The sequence below is a fragment of the Occallatibacter sp. genome (assembly GCF_049582745.1).
Classification (GTDB): Bacteria; Acidobacteriota; Terriglobia; order Terriglobales; family Acidobacteriaceae; genus Telmatobacter.
Genome location: NZ_JBAUUO010000060.1, coordinates 1 through 8,816, shown reverse-complemented (window position 1 = coordinate 8,816; position 8,816 = coordinate 1). Strand labels below are relative to the sequence as shown.

The 8,816-nt window shown below is 55.8% G+C and carries 7 protein-coding genes; 3 read left to right on the top strand and 4 right to left on the bottom strand.

The annotated features are described in order from the left end of the window. Positions 1 to 307: 307 nt before the first annotated feature. The 4 genes from WCA10_RS08560 to WCA10_RS08545 all read right to left on the bottom strand — a co-directional run bounded on the left by WCA10_RS08560 (position 308) and on the right by WCA10_RS08545 (position 5,780). Positions 308 to 2,599 (bottom strand): nitric-oxide reductase large subunit, encoded by a 2,292-nt coding sequence (locus WCA10_RS08560; RefSeq protein ID WP_472822093.1) that lies wholly within the window; start codon positions 2,597 to 2,599, stop codon positions 308 to 310. 330 nt (positions 2,600 to 2,929) lie between these two features. Then, entirely contained in the window at positions 2,930 to 4,264 is a 1,335-nt protein-coding gene (locus WCA10_RS08555; RefSeq protein WP_472822092.1) for a hypothetical protein, read from the bottom strand. 2 nt (positions 4,265 to 4,266) lie between these two features. Then, on the bottom strand, positions 4,267 to 4,998 hold the full coding sequence (locus WCA10_RS08550; RefSeq protein WP_472822091.1) for a DUF542 domain-containing protein: 732 nt from the start codon (positions 4,996 to 4,998) through the stop codon (positions 4,267 to 4,269). A 77-nt stretch (positions 4,999 to 5,075) separates the two neighbouring features. Beyond that, complete coding sequence (locus WCA10_RS08545) at positions 5,076 to 5,780, bottom strand: Crp/Fnr family transcriptional regulator (protein ID WP_472822090.1); 705 nt, start codon at positions 5,778 to 5,780, stop codon at positions 5,076 to 5,078. A 179-nt stretch (positions 5,781 to 5,959) separates the two neighbouring features. Here WCA10_RS08545 and WCA10_RS08540 point away from each other — a divergent pair, with 179 nt between their 5' ends. The 3 genes from WCA10_RS08540 to ric all read left to right on the top strand — a co-directional run bounded on the left by WCA10_RS08540 (position 5,960) and on the right by ric (position 8,515). Then, positions 5,960 to 7,108 (top strand): TIGR04053 family radical SAM/SPASM domain-containing protein, encoded by a 1,149-nt coding sequence (locus tag WCA10_RS08540; RefSeq protein WP_472822089.1) that lies wholly within the window; start codon positions 5,960 to 5,962, stop codon positions 7,106 to 7,108. A gap of 58 nt (positions 7,109 to 7,166) precedes the next feature. Beyond that, positions 7,167 to 7,343: a hypothetical protein gene (locus tag WCA10_RS08535; protein WP_472822088.1), complete on the top strand. Its 177-nt coding sequence runs from the start codon at positions 7,167 to 7,169 to the stop codon at positions 7,341 to 7,343. A 452-nt stretch (positions 7,344 to 7,795) separates the two neighbouring features. Further along, positions 7,796 to 8,515, top strand: coding sequence for an iron-sulfur cluster repair di-iron protein (ric, locus tag WCA10_RS08530; RefSeq protein WP_472822087.1), 720 nt, complete (start codon positions 7,796 to 7,798; stop codon positions 8,513 to 8,515). Positions 8,516 to 8,816 lie beyond the last annotated feature (301 nt).

Sequence of the window (8,816 nt, the reverse complement as noted above, 5' to 3'; positions counted from 1 at the left end):
TCAGCTTGCGGAGATACTCAGCGCGGTTCGGAATCGTTCCCAAGCTTCGCACGTCACCGTCTGGCTCCGCGACCGCCACGGCGATCGTCTCAGCATGGACATCCAAACCTAAAAATCGTAACTTCTCCTTCATGACCGGCTCCCTTCCGCTTGTGGCTCTGAACTGTGCGTCCTTCGGACGCTCACAGCTTAACCCACGGTCAGCGCATCGGCGCCGGTCACTCCATAGTGACTGTTCCACCAGACCTCCGTGCGGCGTCTCTGACAAGAAGGTGCAATCAGAGACGCGCACAGATTTAGACTGCATTCAACGGCCTGCGAGGGCCATGTCTCGTTCTTCCAATTCTGGCTGATCTCGTCTGCCTATCGTTGCCTTGGGGGCGAATGAATGCCCTGTCAAGAGGCCGAGCACGAACCACGCGAACAGCGCAGCCCCAATTGCGAATAGGATGTCCCCCGGAACTCTCATCCAACGCAGGGTCTGCATGGAACCGGACTGCATGAACTCAGAAGAACGCGCGTACCAGGTACCGTGTTCAATCGATGCCCATGCCTGCAGCAATCCGACCGGCAGCATGCTGAGAATGACCATGAAGATCAATCCAATGTTGAGAGACCAGAAGGAGAGTTTCAGCGGAGTCTCCTTCCACATGCGTCCAGGATTCAGTGCGCGCAGGCAGAACAGCGTGAGCCCGAGGCCGAGCATTCCATACACGCCGAATAGAGCCGTGTGACCGTGAACGGGAGTGAGGTTGAGTCCCTGGACGTAATAGAGAGAGATAGGCGGATTGATGAGGAAACCGAATAAACCTGCTCCCACGAGATTCCAGAACGCAACCGCAACGAAGAAATAGATGGGCCATTTGTAGTTGACGATCCATTGAGACTTCCTGGTCGGTTGCGCGAGACGAATGTTCTCCCAGGCTTCATAGCCAATCAAAGTCAACGGCACAACTTCAAATGCGCTGAAGATTGCACCCAGGCCAATCACCGCTGGTGTTGCACCCGCGAAGTAGAGGTGATGAAACGTTCCGATAATGCCGCCCGACAAAAAGATCGTCGTCGAGAAGAGCGCGGCCTTGGTAGCGGTGCGAATCTCGATCAGCTTGAGCCGCGTGAATAAGAATCCGATCACGACCGTTGCGAATACTTCGAAGAAGCCTTCAACCCAGAGGTGAACTACCCACCAGCGCCAATATTCGGCTGTAACCAGATGGCTGCGCTGACCGTACATCAGTCCTGCTGAGTAGAAGAGCGGAATCGCAATGCTGGAGATGAGGAAGAGCGAAAGGAGCGCGCGGTCTTCGCTCTTGCGAACCAATGCCGGCTTGAGAGCCGCGACCATCAGTACGAGCCACAGTACCAATCCGATGAACAGCAGGATCTGCCAGAAGCGGCCGAGATCGACATATTCATAACCCTGGCTGCCAAACCAGAACCACATGTTGCCGAGACGCTGTTGAATACCCATCCACTCGCCGGCGAGCGATCCGCCAACCACAAGAATCAGTGCACCGAAGAGCGCGTTCACTCCGAGACGCTGATACTTCGGTTCATGGCCGCTGACAGCCGGTCCAACATAGAGGCCTGTCGCCAGCCATGAGGTTGCGATCCAGAAAATGGCGATCTGCAGATGCCATGTGCGCGTTACTGCATACGGCAGATACTTGGCGAGCGGAAATCCGAAGAAGGCCTGCCCCTCGACTCCGTAGTGAGCAGTCAAGACTCCCATCAGAATCTGCACGCCCCAGAGGATCACTACCACGTAGAAATATTTCAAAGTCGCGCGTTGCGATGGGGTTGGCTTGAACACTAGAAACGGATCGCTTTCTGGATACGGCCCGTGAACGAGTTCCTTTTCCTGCGACGCATACCACCAGACAAGGCCGCCGATTCCAGCCAGCAAGCCAACGAAGCTCAATACACTCCAAAGAACCGCGCCCGATGTTGGCACGTTGCCGATCAGCGGCTCATGTGGCCAGTTGTTGGTGTAGGTCGTTTCAGAACCCGGACGATCCGTACTGCAAGCCCACGAAGTCCACCAGAAGAAAGCGGCAAGTTGATGCTGCTTTGCGGCATTGGTCAATGCACCACTGGGGATGGCGTATGCCGATCTGCCCGTCGCAAAAACGTCGGTGTAGTAGGCGCGAAGCTGATCAAACGCCGCAGCGCGATCGGCGCTCAGGGTTACGCGATTGCGAGAGACATCGTATGTATTGGTGCGCATCTCGCGAATCAGCCGCGCTTTGAAGATTGCTTGCTGGTCCGGTCCGAGAGCCTCGAAATTAGCCGCCCCGGCCCTCACAGCCCAGGTGTTCAGCAGAATCTCCGATTCCCGGTGCAGCCAATCCGCGCTCCAGTCGGGTGCGACATAGGCTCCGTGGCCCCAGACGGTGCCGATCTCCTGCCCGCCGATCGACTGCCAGACTCCCTGGCCATCGGTGATCGAACTTCCAGTGAAGAGAAGCTGCCCATCAGAGTTGTACACATCGGGGATGGGCGGAGCTTCGCTGATCATCTTCCTGCCGACTCCTCCGAGAACGGCGAAAGATCCAATGATGACGATGGCCAGTGCCACCCAATAACGTTTGTAAGACATGATTTCCCTCACTCAATTAGGCCAAAAATGGTGCGTGATGCTCCTGGGTATAGCGACATTCCAATCTGCGTGTCTGCGGCACATAAACCGGCAATTGGAGGCCCCTGGGAGTCATTGAAAGTACCTCATGAGCGTTTCGCACTGAGGCAACAGTAGCGTTCAGTCATAGGGAAGTGCAGGGACTTAGGTCACTATCCGGCGGAGATAATTCAAAAAATACGGAGACTTATCATCCCAGCAAGAAGCGAGTCGGGGTGTGATTTAGATCACACCGCGAGCGGGGGCTCTCTTCGTTCTTGGTGACACGACGTGGGATTCCGCATTGTGCGGCTAGCTCTCGATGGCAAACGCCCGGCGACCGAGCAAGAAGGTAGCCGTGAGGTTTGAAGCGAATAGAAGCACTCCGCTCAACTCCAGCATGCCTGAAACAGGCAGCACCTTCCATGCGAACGAGGCCAGACCTTCATATGCAAGTGGCTCTGAGGAAACACGCAGCAGGCATCCGGTTTGAAGACAAACCAGGCTGAGGAACATCAGCCGCGTGCTGAAGATACGCTGAATGCCGGCGAAGTGAGGCAGGATGCGCGGCCCAATTGCGAAGACCATCGTCGCCGCGAATCCGACCGTTAGCGCGTGACGCGAGGCGCCCCAAATGCCACCGCGGACATCCATAAATGCGGCCCAGACGCTCATCGATCCAGCCACAATAATCCATGCGTAAGCCAAACGGATGAATGTCGGGAAACTCGGATGGATGCCTTGCGTCTTAGCGTGGCCATGGGGCCGTTCTGTCAAACGCAGAGCAATCCCAATCGTGACTGAGCCAAGAGCAAACAGAATCGTAGCAGGCTTGGGCAAGCCGGAAACCCCAGAAAGAACACCCGCGATGTCCAACAGCAAAGACACCCGAAACCAGCGAGCACTGGGCTTCGAGATTGCGAGAAAGGACGGCAACCAGCGCGCTGAGAATCCCCATACCACCGGAACGACAAATCCCCAGCCAAGCAATATGAGATATTTCTGATCGAGCCCATGCGGAAAAGACCGGAGGCCGTTCTCCAATGCCAATCGAACACACTCGACAGAATTGAAGATGACAGCAGATGCGAGCCCTGCAGTGCCGATCAGAACGGAGATCATCCAGAGTTCCATCGGCGCCTTGGCCCTGTTTCCGTCACTCGATTCCGGCAGCTTGTGGTGTGAGGCCGCATATAGAAACAGCAACACGGCGAGCAGCTCAAATCCAGCGGAAATCGGCAGAAGAGCGCGCCAGTGCCAGCCATAAATATTTCCAAACCAGCGCATCGCAACGCCGGAAGTCCACAGCACATAGCAGGAAAGCGGCACACGAAGGACCGAGCGCCCATGCGCGGGTTGCGAATAGAAACCGATGCCGAGAATGAAACTACCGATCCATCCGAACATCTGTGCGTGTCCGTGGCCTTCCATCCATGCAGCCGGCAAGGTGCCCAGTCCGTGATGAGCACTGATTGCCATCAGGTTTGAGAATCCCAGCAACGTTCCCGGCAAGGCCATAAAGAAGAGTCCGCTCGCGATCCATGCGCGAAGCATCAGGCTCTTTTGCCGTTCACGCGCGATGATTGCTGCGTTCTCACCGAGTGCAGCGCCGGTAACAGGTTGATCAAACGCTGGAATCGTAGCCATGGCTAACTCCTCGCCTTGATTTCCGTTTCCAAGTGAATGGCACGTGGAAACAGGACATGATTCTCAAGATGGACATGTTGCCCGAGATCCGCCTCAAATTCGCCCAGGCCGGAAAACAGGGCGATATGCGTCGCGCAGGCCCACGACGGCGTCTCGAAGTGATTGGTGAGACGAACCAGCTCGCTCATGATGTGGCCAGCGGATTCGTGCTCCTGCTCCATCATGAAGATCGGGTGAGCTACCGAACGGAAACACGCATGCGCGGGAGGATAGGAGACGATCGACGCCTGATCCATCTGCGAGATGAACGGAAAAAGCACTTGCTCTTCCTTCTCGATATGGGCGTACATCTCGCTACGAAGTTCTTCAACTACTTCCGCAACCTTTACCAGCTCGGGATCTCGATCACTCCGCTTCGCCGCGACATTCGATGCCATCTCGGCCAAAGCTGGAAGGTCTTGACGAACGCAATGGTGATGAACGCGGACGATGTGCTGGATCAGGCGACCGAGCGATACACTCAGAGCATCGAACGCCAAACCGCCATTCTCTTTGACCTCTGCATCAGCAAGCTTTTCGAGAACTTGATCGACAGAGAGTTGCAGCTCCCGGCAAGCAGCCTCGAGCGACAAGTCCGCCTGCACGCACAGATCAATATCGAATCGATGAAAGATGCTAGCTGCGGACGGCCTGCTGGTTACGATCTCGCGGATAGACTGCGTTGCGGTAGACATAAGCACTCTCCACCAGCAACCGTAACGGTCAAGGGATTATGAAGCAGTAACTTATGTCACTCGGAGCAGAAAATGATCTAGGACGAGGTTTCCAACAGAGCTTTCAACCCGCCTAGATCTTTTACGACGATTTGTCGCGCGTCTACGTCGAGCAGGCCTTCAGCCTGAAGGCGCATCAGGTTGCGGGAAACGAGTTCGCGCACGGTACCGAGTTGATTGGCAAGTTCCTGATGGGTTGCAGGAAGCTGAAATTCAATTCCGCGAGCGGTCTTCCTGCCCTCGCTCTCTGCGAGCTTGAACAATACCGAAATCAAGCGCTGGCGGATCGTGGTAAACGAAAGCTCTTCAATAATTCCCACCAAGCGTCGCAATCGCGTCCCCACCACCTGGAGCACTTTAAGAGCAACCTCTGGATGCTCCATGCAGTACGCCTGAAAATCGCGACGTGAGATAAATGCAATCTCTGCATCCTCGATCACCACCGCCGAAGCCGGAAACGGACCGCCATCGAAGACCGGCAATTCCGCTACCGATTCGCCCGGAACGTTGATCGCTAGAACCTGTTCGCGGCCGCTCATCGAAGTCTTGAAGATGCGAACTTTGCCTTGTGCGATGATGTGCAGACCATTGCACGGCTCGCCTTCAGAGAACAGCAACTCCCCGGCACTGAACAGCTTGCGAACTGTTCGCGCGGCCAGCGTCATCAACTCCAGCGGCGTAAGGCTCGACAAAAGCGCGGTCTTCCCAAGGGCGGTAGCGAGGTCAGTGCGTTCAGCGGTCACTTGAGAATCTTACGGCATGCTGCAAAGCCCGCGTCATCTTTGGTTTCATGCAGGTTTCTCCCTCCTTTTGGTCGCCTGACTAGAGACTGAAGCTCTGGGCTGAAGAATTCCCAAGAATACGACGCATCGTGGGACTTTGGTCACTGAATCCCCTCGCTCTTCGCGGTCTCATAGGTTGCATGAACCCGCAAATCAACACCACCGACTTTAACGAGCGCCCCTTCATCGCCATCTGGGAAATAACGCAGGCATGCGATCTTGCGTGTGTCCACTGCCGCGCATCTGCCCAGCCAGACCGCAGTCCCATGGAACTAAGCACGGATGAGGGCAAACATCTGATCGATGAGATCGCGGCCTTGAAGGTTTCGGTCTTTGTGTTGACGGGCGGCGACCCCATTAAGCGTCCCGACCTTTTCGAACTGATCGGGCATGCGCGCTCAGTGGGAGTCAGAGCTTCGTTGACGCCAAGCGCCACGCCTTTGCTGACGAAGGAAATCATTGTGAGGCTCAAAGATGCCGGCCTGGCCCGGCTCGCCGTGAGTATGGACGGGGCAAGCGACGAAACCCACGACGCATTTCGCGGAATGGGCGGGTCATTCGCGAGAACGCTCGATGCCGTGCGCTGGGCAAATGAGATTGGACTGCCGGTGCAGATCAACACCACCTTCAGCCGCAGGAACATCAACGAGATCGACAATATAGTTGCCTTGATGGAGAAGCTGAAGATCGCCCTTTGGAGCGTCTTTTTCCTCGTTCCGACGGGACGTGGAAAGCTGAACGACTTATTGAACGCGGAAGAGTTCGAATCGGTCTTTGCCAAGGTTTACAGTCTGTCCAAAACCGCAAGCTTCGATATCAAAACAACCGAGGCGCAGCATTACAGGCGCTTCCTAGTGCAGCAACGCGTCGCTGAACGCAAACTGGGAATCGACCTCGCCTCGCAGCACGAGCGGGCCGTCGACGCGATTGGCCGCGCACCGCGAGGCCTCAACGACGGCAAGGGATTTGTCTTCATCTCGCACAAAGGGGAAGTTTTCCCAAGCGGCTTCCTCCCACTCGCGGCCGGCAATATCCGTGAGCAAAACTTGGCTGAGATCTATCGCGAGTCGCCTCTGTTCCGTAATCTGCGCGACACGAAAAAGCTTGAGGGAAAGTGCGGTTCCTGCGAGTTCAAAGAGATCTGCGGAGGATCGCGCGCCCGGGCATACGCCCTGACCGGAAACCCCCACGCTGAAGAGCCATGCTGCTCCTATATCCCAAAGGGCTACATGCAGCCGCCGCTGCAGAATAAAACTGCGACATCCCTTCATGTTCTTCAGGGCGCTTGAGAGCAGCAAATCCCCGAATGGGCGACAATCACAAGGGACGGAAAGACAGGAGACACCCATGGCGATTCAGATTGGCGCGAAGCCCGACAGCGCTTTTGACGACCCGATTGGCATGCTCAAAGACTGCCACCGGAGGATCGAGAGCTTCCTCGGTATTCTCTGTGTTGTGGTCGACCGCGCACAGGGCAGAAGTCTTACCGACGAGGAGCGCGTCGCAGTTCAGGCTGCACTGTAGTACTTCCGTAGAGGCGGGCAGCGCCACACCGCGGATGAAGAGCGATCCCTGTTTCCACGCCTGCGCAAATCGGATGCACAGGCCTACGAAGAGATCGACCGGCTGGAAAATGAAAAAACGACCTGCACACGTCTGCCGAAATATCCTACTCAGCCTGGATTGAGTCCGGCGAGCTCGGTCCGGAGGAAGCACGGCAACTGCTCTCCGAAACGTCGCGCCTCAAGCAACTCTATTCTGACCACATTCAGGTCGAGGAAACGACAGTCTTCTCTCGCGCCGCGCAGGTGCTGGACTGCAATGCGCTCACCGCGATTGGAACTGAGTTCCGATTCCGCCGGAAATAGCCTGTCTCTGCAGATTCCATTCAAAACCAAGTCTTAAATATGTTTTGAGTGACCAAAGTCGCTGTGGCGGTCTACCGATCTCCTTAAGCTGTGTTCAAGGAGATCGAAATGACCGCAACCACGCAAACCGTTCGCGAAATCGCACTGGAACAGCCGACCGCAATCCGAGTATTCGAACAATTTGGAATCGACTATTGCTGCGGGGGCCGCAAACCACTCGCCGAGGCATGCGCTGCCGGAAACTTGGAAATTGCAGCGGTCATCGCTGCGTTGGAGGCGGCGGAAAAAAAGCCCGGGACCGAGCTCGATAACTGGACCGACAGATCGTTGGAGAGCCTGAGCTCACACATCGTGGCCAAACACCACGCATATGTGAAGAGTGAGCTGCCAAGACTCGCCCAGCTCGCGCAGAAAGTCGTCAATCGTCACGGCTCAACGAAGCCCGAATTACCCCTGATTGCGACCGCTCTCATGCATCTGGACGAAGAACTCACTCAGCATCTGGCCAAGGAAGAAGAAGTTTTGTTCCCCTACATCACTCGCCTCGAGCAATCCCTGTCCAACGGGACGCCCAAGCCGCATAGCTGCTTTGGCACAGTTTCGAATCCGATCGCAATGATGACACAGGAACACGATGCTGCCGGAACTCTGCTTGCTGAAATCCGCCGCCTCAGTGGAAATTTCACCACTCCTCCGGATGCATGTCCTACCTTCCACGCCTTCTATGACGGCTTGAGGGAATTCGAGCAGGACCTGCATCAACATATCCATCTCGAGAACAATATCTACTTTCCGCGAGCGATCGAATTGGAGAAGTCTGTCAGTTAAGTCCAGGATTGCGCATATGCGCAGGAACGAGCTACTTTGAAGTCCGATACAAGACGGCTTTGACCTTGGGGAGGCAGTTGCTGTTTTATCCTCCTGGCGAAGTCACATGCAACTCAGAATGTAGCCCTCGCTGAATTAGGGGGAGAATTGATCACGAAGATTTCGGCCGGTGTCTACAAATCTAATCCACCTGGCCGAATAACGTCAGGACTCTATCGGAGCTGCTCCGCGATCAGGCGTGAGGGGTGGCAGGAGACAGCGCGGAGCAGGTCGGATAGAGCGGTTTGAAGGAAGTCGCTGG

Bases quoted from the DNA above. Each gene is read 5' to 3' on its own strand.
- WCA10_RS08560 (WP_472822093.1), bottom strand. From the start codon at position 2,599: ATGTCTTACAAACGTTATTGGGTGGCACTGGCCATCGTCATCATTGGA.
- WCA10_RS08555 (WP_472822092.1), bottom strand. From the start codon at position 4,264: ATGGCTACGATTCCAGCGTTTGATCAACCTGTTACCGGCGCTGCACTC.
- WCA10_RS08550 (WP_472822091.1), bottom strand. From the start codon at position 4,998: ATGTCTACCGCAACGCAGTCTATCCGCGAGATCGTAACCAGCAGGCCG.
- WCA10_RS08540 (WP_472822089.1), top strand. From the start codon at position 5,960: ATGAACCCGCAAATCAACACCACCGACTTTAACGAGCGCCCCTTCATC.
- WCA10_RS08535 (WP_472822088.1), top strand. From the start codon at position 7,167: ATGGCGATTCAGATTGGCGCGAAGCCCGACAGCGCTTTTGACGACCCG.
- ric (WP_472822087.1), top strand. From the start codon at position 7,796: ATGACCGCAACCACGCAAACCGTTCGCGAAATCGCACTGGAACAGCCG.